At 62.2% G+C, this 18,966-nt stretch carries 21 protein-coding genes; 9 read left to right on the top strand and 12 right to left on the bottom strand.

What is annotated here, in order from left to right:
* On the top strand, window positions 1–309 hold a 309-nt coding region (locus B3M58_RS12360), incomplete at its 5' end, for a DUF6491 family protein (protein ID WP_296219497.1).
* A 31-nt stretch (window positions 310–340) separates the two neighbouring features.
* Here the strand turns inward: B3M58_RS12360 and B3M58_RS12365 are convergent.
* The 3 genes from B3M58_RS12365 to B3M58_RS12375 are packed head-to-tail and all read right to left on the bottom strand — an operon-like array spanning window position 341 to window position 3,506.
* Window positions 341–1,165 (bottom strand): M23 family metallopeptidase, encoded by an 825-nt coding sequence (locus tag B3M58_RS12365; RefSeq protein WP_296219498.1) that lies wholly within the window; start codon window positions 1,163–1,165, stop codon window positions 341–343.
* A 40-nt stretch (window positions 1,166–1,205) separates the two neighbouring features.
* Window positions 1,206–2,585: an exodeoxyribonuclease VII large subunit gene (gene xseA, locus B3M58_RS12370; RefSeq protein ID WP_296219499.1), complete on the bottom strand. Its 1,380-nt coding sequence runs from the start codon at window positions 2,583–2,585 to the stop codon at window positions 1,206–1,208.
* Between the two features lie 42 nt (window positions 2,586–2,627).
* Entirely contained in the window at window positions 2,628–3,506 is an 879-nt protein-coding gene (locus B3M58_RS12375; RefSeq protein WP_296219501.1) for a LysR family transcriptional regulator, read from the bottom strand.
* Window positions 3,507–3,601: 95 nt separating this feature from the next.
* Between B3M58_RS12375 and B3M58_RS12380 the strand changes: the two genes are divergently transcribed.
* Both B3M58_RS12380 and B3M58_RS12385 read left to right on the top strand, forming a co-directional pair.
* Window positions 3,602–4,087 carry a multidrug/biocide efflux PACE transporter gene (locus B3M58_RS12380; protein ID WP_296219503.1) on the top strand — a complete coding sequence of 162 codons (486 nt, stop codon included), beginning with the start codon at window positions 3,602–3,604 and terminating at the stop codon, window positions 4,085–4,087.
* 126 nt (window positions 4,088–4,213) lie between these two features.
* Window positions 4,214–4,765: a sugar ABC transporter ATPase gene (locus tag B3M58_RS12385; RefSeq protein WP_296219504.1), complete on the top strand. Its 552-nt coding sequence runs from the start codon at window positions 4,214–4,216 to the stop codon at window positions 4,763–4,765.
* 240 nt (window positions 4,766–5,005) lie between these two features.
* Here the strand turns inward: B3M58_RS12385 and B3M58_RS12390 are convergent, their stop codons facing one another.
* Window positions 5,006–5,128 (bottom strand): hypothetical protein, encoded by a 123-nt coding sequence (locus B3M58_RS12390; protein ID WP_296219505.1) that lies wholly within the window; start codon window positions 5,126–5,128, stop codon window positions 5,006–5,008.
* 170 nt (window positions 5,129–5,298) lie between these two features.
* On the opposite strand from B3M58_RS12390, the gene guaB reads away from it, so the two are divergent.
* The 5 genes from guaB to B3M58_RS12415 all read left to right on the top strand — a co-directional run bounded on the left by guaB (window position 5,299) and on the right by B3M58_RS12415 (window position 10,999).
* A complete protein-coding gene (gene guaB / locus B3M58_RS12395) occupies window positions 5,299–6,768 on the top strand; it encodes an IMP dehydrogenase (protein ID WP_296219506.1) in 1,470 nt (489 codons plus the stop codon).
* 228 nt (window positions 6,769–6,996) lie between these two features.
* A complete protein-coding gene (gene guaA / locus B3M58_RS12400; RefSeq protein WP_296219508.1) occupies window positions 6,997–8,577 on the top strand; it encodes a glutamine-hydrolyzing GMP synthase in 1,581 nt (526 codons plus the stop codon).
* Between the two features lie 300 nt (window positions 8,578–8,877).
* Window positions 8,878–10,134, top strand: coding sequence for a tyrosine-type recombinase/integrase (locus tag B3M58_RS12405; RefSeq protein WP_296219510.1), 1,257 nt, complete (start codon window positions 8,878–8,880; stop codon window positions 10,132–10,134).
* Between the two features lie 60 nt (window positions 10,135–10,194).
* Window positions 10,195–10,470: a hypothetical protein gene (locus B3M58_RS12410; protein ID WP_296219511.1), complete on the top strand. Its 276-nt coding sequence runs from the start codon at window positions 10,195–10,197 to the stop codon at window positions 10,468–10,470.
* A gap of 4 nt (window positions 10,471–10,474) precedes the next feature.
* Complete coding sequence (locus tag B3M58_RS12415) at window positions 10,475–10,999, top strand: helix-turn-helix transcriptional regulator (protein ID WP_296219512.1); 525 nt, start codon at window positions 10,475–10,477, stop codon at window positions 10,997–10,999.
* A gap of 14 nt (window positions 11,000–11,013) precedes the next feature.
* Here B3M58_RS12415 and B3M58_RS12420 read toward each other — a convergent pair whose 3' ends face one another.
* Window positions 11,014–11,385 carry a helix-turn-helix transcriptional regulator gene (locus B3M58_RS12420; protein WP_296219513.1) on the bottom strand — a complete coding sequence of 124 codons (372 nt, stop codon included), beginning with the start codon at window positions 11,383–11,385 and terminating at the stop codon, window positions 11,014–11,016.
* A 337-nt stretch (window positions 11,386–11,722) separates the two neighbouring features.
* Between B3M58_RS12420 and B3M58_RS12425 the strand changes: the two genes are divergently transcribed.
* Window positions 11,723–13,036, top strand: coding sequence for a DUF5623 domain-containing protein (locus B3M58_RS12425; RefSeq protein WP_296219515.1), 1,314 nt, complete (start codon window positions 11,723–11,725; stop codon window positions 13,034–13,036).
* Between the two features lie 182 nt (window positions 13,037–13,218).
* On the opposite strand, the gene B3M58_RS12430 is transcribed toward B3M58_RS12425, so the two are convergent.
* From B3M58_RS12430 to trbL, 7 genes are all read right to left on the bottom strand, one after another.
* On the bottom strand, window positions 13,219–13,917 hold the full coding sequence (locus B3M58_RS12430) for a helix-turn-helix domain-containing protein (protein ID WP_296219516.1): 699 nt from the start codon (window positions 13,915–13,917) through the stop codon (window positions 13,219–13,221).
* 287 nt (window positions 13,918–14,204) lie between these two features.
* Entirely contained in the window at window positions 14,205–14,444 is a 240-nt protein-coding gene (locus B3M58_RS12435; protein WP_296219518.1) for a zeta toxin family protein, read from the bottom strand.
* A 63-nt stretch (window positions 14,445–14,507) separates the two neighbouring features.
* Window positions 14,508–14,726: a DUF2274 domain-containing protein gene (locus B3M58_RS12440; protein ID WP_296219519.1), complete on the bottom strand. Its 219-nt coding sequence runs from the start codon at window positions 14,724–14,726 to the stop codon at window positions 14,508–14,510.
* Entirely contained in the window at window positions 14,723–15,988 is a 1,266-nt protein-coding gene (locus tag B3M58_RS12445; protein WP_296219520.1) for a TrbI/VirB10 family protein, read from the bottom strand. The genes B3M58_RS12440 and B3M58_RS12445 overlap by 4 nt, the downstream gene beginning before the upstream one ends.
* Before the next feature lie 2 nt (window positions 15,989–15,990).
* Window positions 15,991–16,977 (bottom strand): P-type conjugative transfer protein TrbG, encoded by a 987-nt coding sequence (gene trbG, locus B3M58_RS12450; protein WP_296219522.1) that lies wholly within the window; start codon window positions 16,975–16,977, stop codon window positions 15,991–15,993.
* Window positions 16,974–17,681, bottom strand: coding sequence for a conjugal transfer protein TrbF (gene trbF / locus B3M58_RS12455; RefSeq protein WP_296219523.1), 708 nt, complete (start codon window positions 17,679–17,681; stop codon window positions 16,974–16,976). Before trbF ends, trbG begins: the two co-directional genes overlap by 4 nt.
* A 12-nt stretch (window positions 17,682–17,693) precedes the next feature.
* Window positions 17,694–18,860, bottom strand: coding sequence for a P-type conjugative transfer protein TrbL (trbL, locus tag B3M58_RS12460; RefSeq protein WP_296219525.1), 1,167 nt, complete (start codon window positions 18,858–18,860; stop codon window positions 17,694–17,696).
* Window positions 18,861–18,966 lie beyond the last annotated feature (106 nt).

The following is an 18,966-nucleotide window of genomic DNA, read 5'->3' on the forward strand; positions in this document are numbered from 1 at the left end:
ACATTGGGTTATCGGCAGGGCGAGCCGGTAACGGCGGTGTGGTACATCGATATTGACGGTTGGCAATACCTCGACAAACGTCATCTGCTGCTGGGTACTGGGCCGGGGCGCTCGTATCTGGTCGAGTTCTCCTATCCCTGTCGCAATCTGAGCTTCAGTAACCTGATTAGCTACAGCACCACGGTCGGTTCCCTGACCACGCTCGACAGGATTGTGTCGATCGACTCCAGCGGCTTCCCCGAGTATTGCTTGATCGGCGGCCTCTACCGCTTGGAAAAACTGCCGAAGGTCAGCGCGCCGGCCAGTTGACGCGTTGTAGGCGTGGGGCTACGCGCCCGGTTCAGGGTTTGAAGGCGCCGATGAAGATCGCCGGGTCGACCCGCGCATCGTTGAGGCTGACGTTCCAGTGCAGGTGCGGGCCGGTGGCGCGCCCAGTGGCACCGACCTTGCCGAGCACGCCGCCGCGCGGCAGTTCGTCGCCGAGCTTCACGCTGATTTCCGAGAGGTGGCAGAACATGCTGATCAGGCCCTGGCCGTGGTCGACGAAGACGGTTTTGCCGTTGAAGAAGTAGTCGCCGAGCAGAATCACTGTGCCGGCGGCCGGTGCCTTGATCGGCGTGCCACGGTTGGCGGCGAAATCCAGCCCGGAGTGCGGATTGCGCTCCTCGCCATTGAAGAAGCGGCGCAGGCCGAAGGGGCTGGAGAGCGGCCCGTTGACCGGCTTGTCGAACAGCAGGTTACTTGGCTGGCGGGTGCTGAACTGCTGGTAGGCACGGGTCTGCTCAGCCAGTTCGCGCTCGATGCGCGCAAGGTTCTTGGCGTTCGGGTTGACCTGCTGCTGGTTCTTGAGGGTGATGCGCTGCTCGACGTAGGTCTTGCTGCCAATCTGGAAGCTCAGCGGCTGGCTGCCGTTGACCATGATCTGCTGGGTGCCTGGCTTGCTGGTCAGCGGCAGGCCGACGATGGCGATCCAGCGCTGCCCATCTTCATGAATGGTCAGTACCGGTTTGTCCTGGTAGCGCACCGTGGGCGCGCTGCTGGCGGGGCCGAGGTCGACCACGGCGACGCCGCCGGGGACCGGTTTATTCAGCAAGCGGCTGATAAAGCCGTCGGCATGGGCGGGCAGGGCGAGACACAGAATAGTGGCGAGAGCAAGCAGGCGCATGGGCATATCCGTAGGGTCGATGACGCGTTCGGCGTGTTAATCAATCCAGCAGCGACAAGGTCGCCGGCTGCACGTGGTTGTCCTCGACCCGTACGTGCAATTCGCCTTCGCCCAGGCGGGCCTTCAGGCGTTGGCCGGGGCGGGTGTCGGCGGCACGGCGGATGGCGCGGCCGCGTTCGTCGAGGAGAATGCTGTAGCCGCGCCCGAGGGTCGCCAGTGGGCTCACCGCGTTGAGTGTCTGCATCTGGCTGTGCAGGTGCAGGCGGCGCTCTTTCAGGCCTTCGCGCATGGCGCGGGGCAGGCGCTCGGCCAGGCTGTCGAGACGTTGGCGCAGCAGGCTCAGGTTGCGCCCCGGATGCTGCCCGGCCAGGCGTGTGTGCAGGCGTGCCAGGCGCTCGCGGCGACTGTTCAGTTGCCGTTCGAAGGCGCGCCTCAGGCGCATGTCCAGGTCATCCACGCGCTGAGCCTGCTGGCGCAGGCGTTCGCCGGGGTGACGCAAGCGCCGCTGCAAGCCGTCCAGGCGCATGCGCTCGCGCTCCAGGCGGTGTTGCATGCGCAGCTTGAGGCGTCGCTTGAGGGTGTCAAGGCGTTGCACCAGTTCGCTGCTGTCGGGGGCCAATAGTTCGGCGGCGGCCGAGGGCGTCGGTGCGCGCACGTCGGCGACGAAATCGCTGATCGATACGTCGGTCTCATGGCCCACGGCGCTGACGATCGGCGTTGTGCAGGCATCGATGGCGCGGGCCACGGCTTCTTCGTTGAAGCACCAGAGGTCTTCCAGCGAGCCACCACCACGGGCCAGGATCAACGCATCGAAACCCTGGCGGTCGGCCAGTTGCAGGGCGCGGACGATCTGTGCGGTGGCGTCGCGGCCCTGTACGGCGGTGGGGATCAGGGTCAGCTCGACCTGCGGTGCGCGGCGGCGGAATACGCTGATGATGTCGCGGATCACCGCGCCGGTCGGCGAGCTGACGATGCCGATGCGCTTGGGGTGTGCAGGCAAGGCGACTTTGCGTTCGGTCGCAAACAGCCCCTCGGCGCTGAGTTTTTCCTTCAAGGCCTCGAAGGCCAGGCGCAGCGCGCCATCGCCGGCCGGCTCGACGGCATCGAGAATCAGCTGGTAATCGCCGCGGCCCTCGAACAGCGAAACTTTGCCGCGCACCTTGACCGCCAAGCCGTCACGCAGGGCTTGGCGCACTTTCGCCGCGTTCTGCCGGAACAAGGCGCAGCGCACCTGCGCCTGACTGTCTTTGAGGGTGAAGTAGATATGCCCGGACGCCGGCTTGGCCAGGTTGGAGATTTCCCCTTCGACCCAGATACCGGAGAACACGTCCTCCAGCAGCAGGCGTGCGCGGTTGTTGAGCTGGCTGACGCTGAGCACTTCGCGGTCGAGGTTCAGGCGCTGGAACGGGTCTTTGATCATGGGGCGCTATGATAAGCCGGGTGCGTGGCGAGCGCGAAACTTCTAGCGCCCATCGAGCAGCCTTGCCAGCAGCCAGGCGGCAACCGGGCCGAGTGTGTGTTGACGCGACCAGACCACGTCAACGGGGACGCGCTTGGGCCAGCCGTTGATGGGCAATTCCTGCAATTGGCCGGCGCCGTGGGCCGCCACCAACTGGCGCGGCAGCGCGCTCCAGCCGAATCCCAGGGCCGCCATTTCCAGCAGCAGCAGGTAGTCGGGGGCCGACCAGCAGCGTCCGCCACTGCCGGGTAGATCGTCAGAGGGGGTTTCGCTGGCGGCCACGCTGCTCAGGCGTAGCACGCGCCAATGCGCCAGGTCTTCCGTGGTCACCTGTGCCAGCGCGGCCAGTGGGTGGCTGCTAGCGACGAACAGACCGAATTCGGCACTGCTGGCCACACTGGCATGGGCGATGTTGGGCGGGTAGTCGGGTTGCGCGGCGAGCAAGCCGAGCTGAGCACGATTCTGGCTTACCAGATCGAGCACATCGGCGTGCTCGGCGATCAGGCACTCGAACTCCAGGTCGGGGTAACGCTGGTCGAGTTCGACCAGGCGCGCTTGGTACTGTTTGGGCTGGTAGGCATCGGACAGCGCCAGCGTCAGCCGTGCTTCCTGCCCATCGGCCAGTTGTGCGGCGTGACGCGCCAGGCGATCACTGGCGGCCAGCACTTCATTGGCGTGGGCGAGCAGGCTGGCGCCGGCCTCGGTCAATGCGAGGCGACGTGGGCCGCGCTGAAACAGTTCTACGCCAAGGTCGACTTCAAGGCGGGCGACCGCTTCGCTGATGGTCGACTGACTCTTGCCAAGGCGCCTCGCAGCAGCACTGAGCGAACCGCAGTTGGCCGCCTGAGCGAAGGCTTGGAGTGCTTCCGGGGAAATATTCATATCGGTTTTGCCGATGGCAGCTGGTTTGTTGATGGCTAGATTACCGATGAATATAGCGCCCAGCCAACCCACGTCGATCAATGAGGTGATTTCCCATGAGTCGCACCATCAACCTGCTGCAGCGCTCCTGGCGTGAACGTATCGGGCACGCGCTCGCCTTCGAAACCATTGCCCTGGTGATTTGTGCCCCGGCCCTGGCCTTGCTGATGGACAAGCCGCTGGTGCACCTGGGGGTACTGACCCTGATGTTTGGCTCGGTGGCCATGCTCTGGAACATGTTGTTCAACGTATTGTTCGACAACGCGCAGCAGCGTCTGGGGTTCCACCGTGGCCTGCTGGCACGTATTAGCCATGCGCTGCTGTTCGAGATCGGCTTGATTGTCGTGCTGGTGCCGCTGGCCGCTTGGTGGCTGTCGATCAGCCTGTTCGAAGCACTGCTGCTGGACATCGGCCTGATCCTGTTTTTCCTGCCCTACACCATGGGCTTCAACTGGGTCTATGACGTACTGCGGGCACGCTGGCTGCGCCGTTGTGAGGCGTCTCGCGGCGAATCGTGTGAGCTGTCATCGAGCACTCGCTGAGGGCGGCCACTGTACCGGCGCCGCGTTGGCAGCCATCGATTTTCGACGAGCAGGGCGGTGTCGGGCTTGATTTGCCCGCGCCAACTCATAAGCTGCCGGCACCGCTTGCCTGCAACCCGAGTCGCCATGACCACGCAATCCATTTTCGTGCCACAGATTTCCACCTTCCCCGGCCATGAGGCCAAGGCGCGGGCGATACTGCGCTGGTTGGCCAAGCGCGAGATCGTCGAGGCACTGCCAACCACCTCTGGCCTCGGGGCGAAAGGCATGGCCTACGCAATCGGTCCAGGGGCGCGGCATGTGGTCGAGCAGCCGCAGCATCTGCCATTTGATCTGTCGGTCAATGGGCTGGAAATCATCACGCGCCGCTGCATCTATACGCCGACCGAGGGCTTTCTCGAAGAGGCGGGCTGCCCCGAATGCCGCAAGGAAGTCGGCGAGGCGCTGTTCGACAGCCTGGATGAATGGATGCCTGGGCATACCGATAACTTCATCTGCCCGGAGTGCGGGCACGAAGACGACATCAATGGCTTTCTGTTTTTGCAGCCCTGCGGTTTTTCCAACCTTGGCTTTATCTTCAATAACTGGGGCGCGGCGCGCTTCACCCGCGGTTTTCTCGAAGAGTTCGCCGAGCGCCTGGGTTACCCGGTGTCGCTGGTGAGTTGCACGGCCGAGTAGCCCAGAGGGGCTCATCCGTGAGCCTGAAACGGTTAAAAATCGACGCTGGCCGACAGCCGCAGTTCCCGCGACCCACCGACGTCGAATATTCCTTGCGCTCGTAAGCCAGGCTTATGCATAGATCCGCGCCGAAATTGCGCCAAGAGCCCTCGTGCGCCGTTCGGCGATCAGGCGCTGGGCGACGCCGCTGTCGTCCAGCGCGCCAGTGGTGTCGAGCATGACGTTGCCGCCGCCCTGGCTTCACGGGGGCGTGGGCAGCTCCAGCGGGGTGCTGGTTGCAGCGGCGAAGCTGCCGGCAGCGGGCATCAGGGCGAGGGTGAAGCGCCAGCGGGGCTGGGCGGGCGTGAAGCGCGTATGGGTCATTTGCTGCTTAGGTGCAGGTGTTCTTAATGGTCATTATCGTATGTGGCTTGGTTGTCATCTGAATAGGCCGGCGCAGACTTCGTGTCGCCGATGTCATTCTTTGCATTGAGTGGGGGGGGGCTGCTGGGTATAATGGCGCGCTTCCAATTTCCCGCTCGGGAGCCCCCGCCATGCTGCGTATCAGTCAAGAAGCTCTTACCTTCGACGACGTTCTACTTATCCCTGGTTATTCCGAAGTTCTGCCGAAGGATGTCAGCCTCAAGACTCGCCTGACCCGTGGCATCGAGCTGAATATTCCACTGCTCTCCGCCGCCATGGACACCGTGACCGAAGCCCGCCTGGCAATTGCCATGGCGCAGGAAGGCGGCATTGGCATCATCCACAAGAACATGACCGTCGAGCAGCAAGCTGCCGAAGTGCGCAAGGTCAAGCGCTACGAGGCGGGTGTGGTCAAGGACCCGATCACCATCGAAGCCGACGCCACCGTGCGTGATCTGTTCGAACTGACCCGCATGCACAACATCTCCGGCGTACCGGTGCTGAGCGATGGCGACCTGGTCGGCATCGTCACCTCCCGTGACGTGCGCTTCGAGAACCGTCTGGACGCCACCGTGCGTGAAGTGATGACGCCCAAAGAGCGTCTGGTCACGGTCAAGGAAGGTGCCGACAAGAATGTTGTGCGCGATCTGCTGCACAAGCACCGCATCGAAAAAGTCCTGATCGTCGACGATGCCTTCCATTTGAAGGGCATGATGACCGTCAAGGACATCGAGAAAGCCAAAGCCTATCCGCTGGCCAGCAAGGACGACCAGGGTCGTCTGCGCGTTGGCGCAGCCGTCGGCACCGGTGCCGATACCGCCGACCGCGTCGCCGCGCTGGCTGCTGCCGGGGTTGACGTGATCATCGTCGACACCGCCCACGGTCACTCCAAAGGCGTGATCGACCGCGTGCGTTGGGTCAAGCAGAACTTCCCGGATGTTCAGGTGATCGGCGGCAATATCGCCACCGGCGAAGCCGCCAAGGCCCTCGCCGAAGCGGGTGCCGATGCGGTCAAGGTCGGCATCGGCCCAGGCTCGATCTGCACCACGCGCATCGTCGCCGGTGTCGGCGTGCCGCAAATCTCCGCCGTGGCCAACGTCGCTGCCGCATTGGCGGGCACCGGTGTGCCGCTGATCGCCGATGGCGGTATCCGTTTCTCCGGTGACCTGTCCAAGGCCATCGTCGCCGGTGCTTCCGCCGTGATGATCGGTTCGATGCTCGCCGGTACCGAAGAGGCGCCGGGCGAAGTCGAGCTGTTCCAGGGCCGCTCCTATAAGGCCTACCGCGGCATGGGTTCGCTGGGCGCGATGGCGCAGGCGCAGGGCTCCTCGGATCGTTACTTCCAGGATTCCTCGGCCGGTGCCGAGAAGCTGGTGCCGGAAGGTATCGAAGGCCGCGTGCCATACAAGGGCGCGATGGCGGCCATCGTTCACCAACTGATGGGCGGCCTGCGTGCCTCCATGGGCTACACCGGTTGTGCGACGGTCGAAGAGATGCGCAGCAAGCCTGAGTTCGTGCGCATCACCGGCGCGGGCATGGCCGAGTCGCATGTGCACGATGTACAGATCACTAAAGAGGCCCCCAACTACCGGGTAGGCTAAAAAATCGATTTTCCGCTGCTGCGCTCGAATAGGTGGCGTTGGAAGGAGGCTCGAAATGCTCATTGGCTACAGCCAACTGCGCTTCCTCACCTCCTTCCGCCTTGCCTCTTCTTCGCTCGCGACGTGGCAAATCGATTTTTGTGAAGTTTGATAAGGCACGGGGCTGTTGCTGTTGAGAACGACGGGGCAGCCCCGAGTCATTTGTGAATTCCGCTACGAGAGACGGCCATGGCCCACCCTGATATTCACGCCCATCGCATCCTGATTCTGGACTTCGGCTCCCAATACACTCAGTTGATTGCCCGTCGCGTGCGCGAGATTGGCGTGTACTGCGAACTGCACCCGTTCGACATGAGCGACGAAGACATTCGTGCCTTCGCTCCGCGCGGCATCATCCTCGCCGGTGGCCCGGAGTCGGTGCATGAAGCCGGCAGCCCGCGCGCGCCGAAAGCCGTGTTCGACCTCGGCGTGCCGGTTTTCGGTATCTGCTACGGCATGCAGACCATGGCCGAACAACTGGGCGGCAAGGTTGAAGGCTCGGACGTGCGTGAGTTCGGTTATGCCCGCGTCGATATCGTTGGCAAGGCCCGCCTGCTCAACGGCATCGAAGACCACGTCGATGACGACGGCGTGTTCGGCCTCGATGTGTGGATGAGCCACGGCGACAAAGTCACCGCCATGCCGGCCGGCTTCCATATTCTCGCCAGCACCCCGAGCTGCCCGATCGCCGCCATGGCCGACGACAGCCGCGGTTACTACGGCGTGCAGTTCCACCCGGAAGTGACCCACACCAAGCAGGGCGGTCGCATCCTCTCGCGTTTCATCCTGGAAATCTGCGGCTGTGAAGCGCTGTGGACCGCCTCCAACATCGTTGAAGACGCCATCGCCAGCGTGCGCGCCCAGGTCGGTAGCGCCAACGTGCTGCTCGGCCTGTCCGGCGGCGTGGATTCATCGGTCGTCGCGGCGCTGCTGCACAAAGCCATCGGCGATCAGCTGACCTGCGTATTCGTCGACAACGGCCTGCTGCGCCTGCACGAAGGCGAGCAGGTGATGGCCATGTTCGCCGAGAACATGGGCGTCAAGGTGATTCGCGCCAACGCCGAGGAGCAGTTCCTCAACAACCTGGCAGGCGAGGCGGACCCGGAGAAGAAGCGCAAGATTATCGGCCGCACCTTTATCGACGTGTTCGATGCCGAGTCCTGCAAACTGGACAACATCAAATTCCTCGCCCAGGGCACCATTTACCCGGACGTGATCGAGTCGGCCGGCGCGAAAAGCGGCAAGGCCCACGTGATCAAGTCGCACCACAACGTCGGTGGTCTGCCGGAAGAGATGAACCTGAAACTGGTCGAGCCACTGCGCGAACTGTTCAAGGACGAAGTGCGTCGCCTGGGTCTCGAGCTCGGCCTGCCGTACGACATGGTTTACCGTCACCCATTCCCGGGGCCAGGCCTCGGCGTGCGCATCCTTGGTGAAGTGAAGAAGGAATACGCCGACCTGCTGCGTCGCGCCGACCATATCTTTATCGAAGAGCTGCGCAAGGCCGACTGGTACCACAAAGTCAGCCAGGCCTTCGTAGTGTTCCAGCCGGTGAAGTCGGTGGGTGTGGTCGGTGACGGTCGTCGTTACGCCTGGGTCGTCGCCCTGCGCGCCGTGGAAACCATCGACTTTATGACTGCCCGTTGGGCGCACCTGCCTTACGAGCTGCTGGAAACCGTCAGCGGCCGCATCATCAACGAGATCGAAGGCATCTCCCGCGTCACCTACGACGTGTCGAGCAAGCCGCCTGCCACCATCGAGTGGGAGTGAAATCAGGACCTTCGGGGACTATCGGTACCTATCGATAAGATGCTGTAACGTGTTGATTTAAAATAAAATACGTCGCGGTATCTATCGGTGGCTATCGCCGGGCAGCAGTACTGACTGGCGGTAAGGGTGACGGTAGGAACTGGAGGCCGGATTAAGACCCTCCCGTTTACTATCGAGACCAAACCGGCCTTTGACGGTAAATCTCTCCTTGGGAAAGCTTCTGTTATGCGGCTTTCCCGGCATCAACAGGTCTCCTGACCCTTGACGGTAAAAGCCGTCATGAACAGGAGAAAAACCTCGATGCTTACCGACACCGCACTGCGCAATCTCAAGCCCAAAGCCAAGCCCTACAAGGCTTCCGACCGTGATGGTATGTACGTGACGGTATCGTCTACCGGTACCGTCACCTTTCGCTACGATTACCGTCTCAACGGACGCCGGGAAACGCTGACCATCGGACGGTATGGCCCTGCGGGCATTTCGTTGGCCTTGGCTCGCGAAAAGCTGCTCGATGCCAAGCGCATGGTCGCTCAGGGAAACTCACCCTCCCTGGAGAAGCAGAGGGCCAAGCGACGCCTGACAGCTGCCAAAACGTTCGGCGAGATACTGAAGCGTTGGCTGACCGATGCGCGCATGGCCGACAGTACGCGGGCAATGCGCAAAAGCATCATCGACCGCGACATTCTGCCTGTCTTTGAGAACCGGCTCCTGATCGAAATCACTCCTGAGGATCTGCGGGGGCTGTGTGTCAAGGTGAAGGCTCGAGGTGCGCCGGCCACGGCCGTTCACATTCGTGACATCGTGAAGCAGGTGTATGCGTTCGCGACCCTGCATGGGGAGAAAGTCGACAATCCTGCCAACGATGTGAAGGCGGCCTCGATTGCTACCTTTGTGCCGAAAGATCGGGCGTTGACTCCGGCGGAGATACGCCTGGCCTTCCACCAGTTGGAGTCGATTGCGGCGTACCCCACCATTCGGTTGGCCTTGCGTCTGGTGCTGCTGACTCTGGTGCGCAAGAGCGAATTGATCGAGGCGACCTGGGATGAGGTGGACTTTGAAAACGCCACCTGGACGATCTCGAAGCAGCGGATGAAGGGGCGTAATCCGCACGTGGTCTACCTATCACGGCAGTCCCTGGATATTTTCGTGGCACTGCACACCTGTGCTGGTGGCTCCAAGTTCGTGCTGCCATCGCGCTATGAGATTTATCGCTGCATGTCGCACGCAACGTTGAACCGGATCACGCAACTCATCGCATCGCGTGCCAAGGAGGCGGGACTGCCGCTGGAGCCATTCACGGTTCACGACCTGCGCAGGACAGGCTCTACGTTGCTTAACGAAGTAGGCTTCAATGGCGACTGGATCGAGAAGTGCCTGGCGCACGAGGATGGTCGTTCTTCGCGCTCGGTCTACAACAAAGCCGAATACGCCGAGCAGCGGCGGCACATGCTGCAGGAATGGGCAGATATGGTCGACGCCTGGATCGATGGTCGAACCCATGTGCCAAAACTGTTGCCGGATAATGTGGTCGTGCCAGTGTTGAGTGCCGCAGTTTGAAGGAAAGATATGGTTGTCAGTTGACAACTATATAGGTCATGCCAATACTGGAGATCATTGATGACCCGTCCCTCTCATTCGAAGAAAGAGGTCGAAGAAGCGCTTAAACATGCCGAAGGGCAAGGTTGGCGCGTAGAAGTCGGCGGCAGTCACGCCTGGGGACGGATCTACTGTCCGTACAACGATGAGGAGTGTCGCTGCGGCGAGTTCTGCATCACCAGTGTGTGGAGCACACCGAAGAACCCTGGTAACCACGCACGCGCCTTGCGGCGCGTCGTGGATAACTGCACCACGCACCGTAAGCAGCAGGAAGCCACCGGCGGTGCAGAGGAGTAGCACGATGGAATACACCTTCACTCTGAAATACCAACTCGCTGACGATGACCGTGACCCGGATGTGCTGGTCGAGCGCCTTGGCGAGGCTGGTTGCGACGATGCCCTGGTCGGTATCGGCCAGCCGGGACGGCTGGCACTGGAGTTCACCCGTGAAGCGGAAAGCGCAGATGCGGCTGTGCGCAGCGCGTTGGCCGACGTGCGCAGTGCCGTACCGACGGCCAGGCTGATTGAGGTAGCCCCCGATCTGGTCGGCCTCACCGACGTGGCCGAAATGGTCGGCGTGTCGCGACAGAACATGCGCAAGCTGATGCTGGCCCATCCGGGAAGCTTTCCGGTACCGGTGCACGAAGGCAGCGCATCGATCTGGCACTTGGCGGACGTGCTGGCCTGGCTGCAGGCCAAGGGCAGCTACTCGTTGGCCAGGGACGTTCTAGAGGTGGCGCGTGTGGCCTTACAGGTCAATGTCGCCAAGGAAGGGCGACGTTTATCGCGCTCAGCCTCCGAGGAGCTGGAAGCTCTTGTTGGTTGAGGTCGCCGCCGGCCTTATCCCTGATCTGAACCCGCCCGTACAGGGCGGGTTTTCCGTAGATGGACATCCGGCTTGCTGACGTCTATACGAGGCGCTTGCTTGCGCTCCTCGATCCAAGCTTCCACCTCAGCTAAGTCCCACACTACGCAACGCGGTGTTAGGTTGAAGCGCCGAGGGAACTCGCCACGGCGCTCCATTTCGTAGATGGTCGTCTCGGACAGGGGAACGATCTGCCGCAGCTCTTGTCGCCGAATAGTGCGCCGGAAGGGCAGGGGGCTGCGCTTCGGGAACTGCGGCAGTGCCTCATAGGCTTCCGTACCAGGCATCGGAAGAGACTGGCTGGTTTTGGAGACTGGAGCATTGGATGTGGGCGATAGATATTCCATCTCGGACTCCATGAGTCTGGCTGGATGGAAACACTATGAGGTTCAGTGGCTATCGAGACAACTTGCTGTAGCGTAGTGGGGCGAAAATCGGCATTGCATCTATCTGATTGTATGTAGTGAGCGCCACATTCATTCCCAACACTATGCCATTTCACTCTCGCCAGTCCTTCCGTGCTTGTGGGATACTCCCAGCAGGCTCTGAGCAGGAGCCTGCCACCCGTCATAGCAAAGCTGTTGACAGCACTGCCGACACACTCCCTCTCTTCCTGTGCATGCCATGTTCAGGTTCGAGAAGCGGCAGACGGGTGACGTTTCGTCATGAGCCGGGAGAACTGTCATGTCGAGTGAAGCTATTCGTCCGTCCACCCTGGACGGAATCAAACGCCTTGCCAAAAAGCTCAAGGGCGAACAACACATCCACGCACGTGCCCTGGACGCTGCTGCCCAAACGGCGGGATTTCAGAACTTTCGCCACGCCAGCAATGTGCTGCGAACCGCATCCAAACCGGAGCGCCCACGCCCTGGACATTGCATCTTCCTGACCGCGTATTGGAAGGATCGCGAAGGCGGCGCGAGTGGCCGTGAGACGTTGACTATGTGGCTGTCCGCACCGTGGGAGGAGCTGATTACGCCGCTTCAGTTGCAGAATCACCGAGCGTTGGTGCACTTCCGCTCGGAAGGTTCTGATCATCTCGCACGTGGCCAGTTGCTGCACACGCAGTCCGGGGCTCGTCGTGCAGTCAGTGCCGCCGCACGTGTCTTGCATTTCATGGAAGCGACGAAGCTACGCCCTTCCAAGAGCCATAGTCGCGCCTTTCCTGGTGGTCGGTCGAGCAACGCCATACCTGGTCATGACCACTACAGCATCTGGTACAACCGCAAGACGAAGCGGTATCTGTTTGTGGATGAGCCTTACGAGAGCGCCGTCGAGAGCAAGGCCCAGGAACGTCTGGCATGGGCGAAACAGCACGGCTTCACCATCGTCAAACCAGAGTGGACCGGTATGTATGCGCCTGATGTCGGCTCGCGTCTCTACTTGGTTGCCGATGAGGCAAAGGGTATTCCGCTGGAGCCCGTCGCTGCCGCGCTGAACAAGTTGCCTGCGCCCATTATTGAAGATGCATGGAATGGCGAGTCTGTGCCGATGGCACCGCTCTTTGTGAGCCCTGGTGCCATTGCTAAGGCCGAGGCTGCGAAGAACAAACCGAAAGCGCCGCGCAACCCGAGCAGCCAGCGTAATTCGGTCGGCTATATACAGACCTTTGTCGGCCCGCAGCGCCGCCCAAAGGGCCGGATGCCGATCGAGATACATGCAGAGGTCGGTCGATTGCTGAAATCGGTTCTGGTGGTCACCTATCACCGCAAGGGTGTCTACAATCGCGTCAACGCGATTCGCAGCGAGCTCGATGAATGGGCCCCGCGTGAGTACAACCATACTGAGCTGCCCAATGAGCAGTTCTTCGAGTTGTACTACCACGAGTCCGGTTCGACGTTCTCGCGGTCGCTGGCGGAGGCCGAGCGTGAGCGCCACGCCGAGAGCCTAGCGCAGGTGAAAAAGCTCCTGGGCGAGCACTATCCCGATTGCCCGCCGCTACGGTCGTTGCTGAAGAAAGTGGATGCCGCAGCCAAGTCCCTGCAGAATTGGACGTGACAGACCAACTTGCCCACGAGCAATACTTGGGGTTTGCGTATTGGCCGGCGGAGATGATTTTTCCCCCGAAGCAGTGATCAAGCGAAGAAAAGCAGGCGGCGCGCAGGACGCGCCGCCCATCCCGACCGCGCACACAACAACTTGTTGGTGCCGGTGAGAGGAACCTTCTGAAGTGCTTAGCTTTACAGGCGGATGCCGCCGGACTTCGGCGTTGCGAATTGCTCGGGCTCTTCGCCGAGCGGGAGGCCGACCACGTACAGCACTGTGACGGGCATCGGCTCGGCATCCGCCGCATCTGAACCCCACTTCACCTGCACCTTGCGCGTGGCGTAGCACAGTGAGACACCGAGCGCCTTGAGCGCATCGATGTGTGACTGCATCTCGTCGTACACATCAAATCTCTGCCTTTCACTGTAGGCATCGGCGCAGTCCCGGTAGTCCCGGAGGTAGTCCACCAGGGCGGCGAAAGTTTCGTCTGCCTCGCGGGTCAGCTCGAAAGCTGGCTCTGACAAATCCATCGAGCAGGTTTCCGCCAGCTTGGCCAGCTGCTTACCCGTGGTCAGCGGAATCGCTGTCAAGGTGACGTGTTCTCGGTCGAACTTTTCCTTTGCCGCTTTGGCTTCTTCTTCGGACGGAATGGCGAACGGCTTGTTGAGCGCGTCGATGTCCTCGAACTCGAATGCTCGGGCAAGAGCGCGGCGGGTGTCGAGGCTGGCGGACAAACCTTGTTCGACTCGCTGGATCGTCCGCACATTGAGGCCGGAAATGGCGGCCAGTTGCTCCTGTGACCATTGCCGCATTTCGCGAAACAGCTTGATGCACATCGCCAGCTCAGTTGGTGTCAGTAGGCGGGTTTGTTCAGTGTTGTGAGTTGCGTTCATTTCGTGGCTCCATCGTTCTTATCCGATGCCTCGAAGTATGAGTAGCGGGTGGCTAGCGCAACACGACAGGAGCCCGACAGTCAGCCGACATGAGCGTGAATAATCACCAGTCCGGATAGAGGCGACATCTGGCCGTCTTTGACAAGTGCAGCTGGTTTCCGGGTGCCACAATGGTTATCGCCAACTTGATCTTTAACCAAAAATCTGCATGTTCTTGATGCCTTTGCTGCGTTCGCCCTGCATCGGACCCGTATGTCGAATGGGTATGGCTCCCGAAATTATTGGCGTCAAACGTGAGGTTCGGAGACCGCACTCTCAACTTTTGCCCCTATGTCTTCGAACCCAGTGATTAGCGCTTTGGACACCTCCGTCTTCCCCGCACCTGGGGAGCCAGCCATAAAAACCGAGACGGGCGTATCCTCTCCAGGATAAATCTTGACGTTTGCCAATTCCCTGGCGATTCGCGTTCTATTCGCTTTCGCAAAGGCAATTGCCCTCTGCTCAATAGCTACTTCTTCTTGAGTCATCGAACCGTCGCAATGGTGGAGCTTGTGGTGGTGAGGCCTAACAGCGTGGGGGGCTGCATGTCCTCAGCTCTTAGCGGCCCTCCTGAACACCCGGTCCCTTGCCATGAACGCCTCCAGCATGTGTGGGATGAGCGTCAGCGCATCGACTTCTTCGCCGTGGGTATGCGAGTGCAACGCTGCATAGCGCTCGAGATCCGTTTTCAGACTGGTAGGGCAGGTGAAGGTCAGCTTCAGGCTTTCGGTTTTCGGCAAGGGGCCGAGACGTAGCTTGGTCGTGCTCATTGCGGGCTCCTCTGCTGGATGAGCAAGGGCTGGTAGGGGCGTAACACCAGGTCGCGTTTGACTATCACGCGCAGGGGCAGACCGGGACGCTGAGTCAGCGTGGGCTGGATATCGAGATTGCGGCGGGTGACCTCCTGGCCGACCTGGTTCACCGTGTCTTGCAGGCTGTCGCGCCCGGCGATGATGATGCGGTCGCCGTCAGTGCGACTGGTCGGTGCCGCCAGTTCGGCACCGATACCCAGCAGGCTGGTCATGACTGCGCCAGAGACGATCCGATCCCAGTGCCAGTCGACGCCATCCTCCAAGCCGGCATAGCCGGCGGTATCGCTGCCGACCAGGTTGTCCAGCTGGAAGGATGAGGTGTCCGGCAGGATTACCCGCTGCCACACCACCTGCACGCGGCTCTGCCCGTAGCTCACTTGACTGTTATAGCGACCGAGCAGGCGTGAGCCCTGGGGGATCAGCACATGCTGGCCGGTGGCGCTGTCGTAGACCGGTTCGCTCACCGTGGCGATCACGTCGCCGGGTAGATCTGACTTGATACCGGTGACCAGCGCCGCCGCGATGACGGTGCCGGCCATCACCTGGTAGGGCGATTCAGGCATCTGCAGCAATCCGGAATTACGGATTTGTGCGTTTACGGATTTACTGAGAAACGCCTCGTTCCGTTCCTGCGGGGTTGGCGTTTCCGATGTTCCGACTGATGTGCCTGACGAGGCCATACCCAGGATCATGGGATCGGGTTGGGCGCCCCCAGTGGGTACGATGTTCGATTTTCTCGCGCTGCCAGTCTGGAAAAACACCGAGGACAGTGCCGCTTCCTCGGCCTCCTTGAGCCGGGCAAGGCGTTCTGCTTCAGCGGCATCCGGACCATGGCCATAACCCTGCTCCTGCTGCCCGGCCCTGAGGATCGGACCGCCCAGATCGCCGGGCAGCGGTGGGCCCAGCTGCGGGATTTCGGGCACAGGCGGTGGCGGCAACTGCGAGTAGTCTGCCGGCAGCTGCTCCAGGCCCTCGGAGCGCGCCACACGGTCGACGTTGTACAGCTCGTTTTGCTCCGGGCCGTGTCGGCGCTGCTGGGGCTGCAGCGACCACAGCATGGCGCCCAGCACTGCGGCGGCCAGCCCACCGGCGAGTACCGCCAGCATGCGCGGGTTGAGGCGAGTGACAGGACGCGGTCGTGCTCGCAGCTCCAGCGACTCCGGCGCCTCCTTGGACGGTAGCGAGGTTGCCGCGGCTTGATTGTCGTCCTTGGCCTTCATGTTCAGGGCCTCCGTGCCACGCCATCGGTGCGCTCGATCCGCACCACGTCGCCCTTGTCGGCGCCCAGGCGTAGCTCGGCCGCGCCGAACAGGCGGTCGACGATGTAGTAGGGCGAGCGGAAGCGGTAGTTGACCAGTTGTCCGTCGCCTTCAGCGCCGATCATGAACAGCGGCGGCAGCTCGCCTTGGGCGATGCCGGCGGGGAACTGGATATACACCTTGCGGCCGTCGTCGAAGGCACGCAGCGGCTTCCAGGGTGGATTGCTGCCGCTGATCGCATAGCGAAAGCGCAGCTGCTCCAGCGCCAGGCCGGTATCCACCGGTGCCGCGTCCTGGGCGACGCTGGCGTGCCGTTGCAGCGCGAGCATGCGGTCCTTGGGGTAGTCCCAGGACACCGAAGCCATCCAGGCGTGCTCGGTGGAGGTCAGCTCGATCAGGTAGGCACGCCGTGTGGTAGTGACGATCAGGTTGGTCTTGAGATCGATTCGGGTCGGTTTGATCAGCACGCTGACACGCAGCTCGTCGCCACTGCCGCTGGAGGTGTCGCCAACGATCCAGCGCACGGTGTCGCCGGCAGCCACGGTGATCAGCTCCTCACCGGCCTGCAGGTTGATCGCTGTCACCCGGCCCGGGCTGGCGTACACCTGATATAGCGCGCCATTGGAGTAGGGCCAGACCTGGATGGCGTTGATATAGCCTTCCCGGCTCGGCGCCACACGTGCCTCGCGATTGGCACGCGAGACCCGCACGCTCTCATCGGCCGGCTCCTTGGCCTGTTTGCTGGGTTGAGTTTCCGGCAGCGGTTTGAGCTGCGCCGGCAGGGCCAGGGGCTTGGGGACTTCCACCACTTCGATCGGCTTGGGCGGCTCCGGCAGACGCTGCGCTTCTACCGGTTCGTCCAGGGCGATCACCGGTGGCTGCTGACTGGCGCAGCCGGCCAGCAGGCTCAGCAGCAGAGGGCAGAAGCAGAGGTTCAGGGCGGACTTCATAGTTTCTTGGCTCCTTCCGTAGTGTCCAGCTCACGGCTCCAGGACAGGCCGTTGACGTAGATGCCGAGCGGGTTGCGGCGCAACTTTTCCTCGGTGCGCGGGGGCTGCATTACCAGCGAGGTCACTGCCGTCCAGCGCTCCAGTCCGGCCGCCGCGCCATTCACAAAGCGGCGTTCGATCCAGCGCACCTGGAACGAGCTGTCGCTGGCACGTACCACGCTGGTGACCTCGACCGACACCGACTCCTTGCCGACTCGGGTGAAAGGATCGTTGGCGCGGGCGTAGTCGTTGAGCGTGGCGGCGCCGCGGTCGGTGGTGGAGTGATAGGCCTCCAGCCAGTTCTGCCGCACCACCACCGGGTCGATGGACAGCCCGCGTACCCGCTCGATGAAGCGCGCCAGATGGTGGGCGATCTGCGCATCCTGGGGTTGGTAAGGGGTAGCGGCCTCACCGACGGCGCGTACCTGGCCGAGGTTGTCGACTTCCACCACATAGGGCGTGACGGTCGACTGAGCTGCGCGCCAGACCAGCCCGCCGGCCATCAGCAAGGCCAGGCTCAGGCAGCCGAAGGCTATCAGCCGCCAGTTGCGCGCCTGTGCCAGGCTGCTGCCCATGCGCCGGTCCCAGGCCTGTTCCGCAGCCTGGTAGGGCGTGGCCGGTTGTGGGGTGTCGCTGTAGCGCACCCGTGGACGTTTGAATCGCATCCTCGTTCTCCTTCACGAATTCGACGGGTCGCGCACTTGCGGCCCCGGTGACGAGCCACCGCCATCGCCACCGCGCAGGGTGTGTGCGACGGTGGTCGCGGCTTGGGTGAGCTGTTGCTTGCGCTGCAGGCGCTTGGCCCACGCTGGCGGCTTGGCGGGAACTGTCGATGGACCAGCTGAAGTGCTCGTCTCGCCAGCTGTTGCACCTGCTGTCGTAGACCCTGGCGACATAGGCTTGGCACCGCCTATGGCCAGACGTGCCGCGCCAGGTGCCATGCGGGCGCCGGCCAGCACGGCGCTGCCAACACCTGTGGCCACGGCGGCCGCACCCGCGGCCATTCCAGCAGCGCCAAGCGCGGTACCAGCTGCTGCGCCGGCTCCCAGTTGCGGGGCGCCGGAGATCAGGCCGGTGGCAATGCCCGGACCGAAGATGCCCAGGCCGAGCAACGCCAGCGAGGCGAGCATGACCACCAGGGCGTGGTCGATGGAGGGTTCGTCCGGCACGGCCTGGAACTCGGCGAACAGCCCGGTGCCGATACCGACGATCACCGCCAGCACCAGTACCTTGATGCCGGACGCGACCACGTTGCCTAGCACCTTCTCGGCGAGGAAGGCGGTCTTGTTCCACATGGCAAAGGGCACCAGAACGAAGCCGGCGAGGGTGGTCAGCTTGAACTCGATCAGGGTGACGAACAGTTGGATGGCCAGGAAGAAGAAACTGACCACCACTACCAGCCAGGCCAGAAATAGCACCAGAATGCTGTCGAGATTGCCGAAGACTTCAGGAAAGCCACTGAGTTTGCTGATCTGCTCAAGCAGCGGGCGTCCTGCATCGATGCCGACGGAGGCCAGCCGTCCCGGCTGGAGGAATTCGGCCTGGCTCAGCGCAGAGCCTGATGCCAGCAGACCCAGCCCGGCGAAGGAGTTGAAGATGATCTCGGCGAGCACGTTGAAGTTGCCGATGATAAAGGCGAAGGCGCCGATGTAGAGGGTCTTGCGGATCAGCTTCAAGCTGACGTCTTCGCCGCCCATGGCCCAGAACAGACCGGCCAGGGTCATGTCGATGGCCACCAGGGTCAGGGTGAGAAAAGCTACCTCGCCGCCGAGCAGGCCGAATCCCGAGTCGATGTAGAGACTGAACACCTCAAGGAAGCGGTCGATCACGCTGACGTCGTTCATTGCACGTCCTCGTCGAAGCTCGGCGGTATCGCCGGCAGGTCTGTAGGGCTGAGAAACTCGCCAGGCCGAGCGCAGCCAGAATAGAACCGCGTATTCGGATCAGTAT

The sequence above is a fragment of the Pseudomonas sp. UBA2684 genome, from assembly GCA_002354655.1.
Taxonomy (GTDB): Bacteria; Pseudomonadota; Gammaproteobacteria; order Pseudomonadales; family Pseudomonadaceae; genus Aquipseudomonas.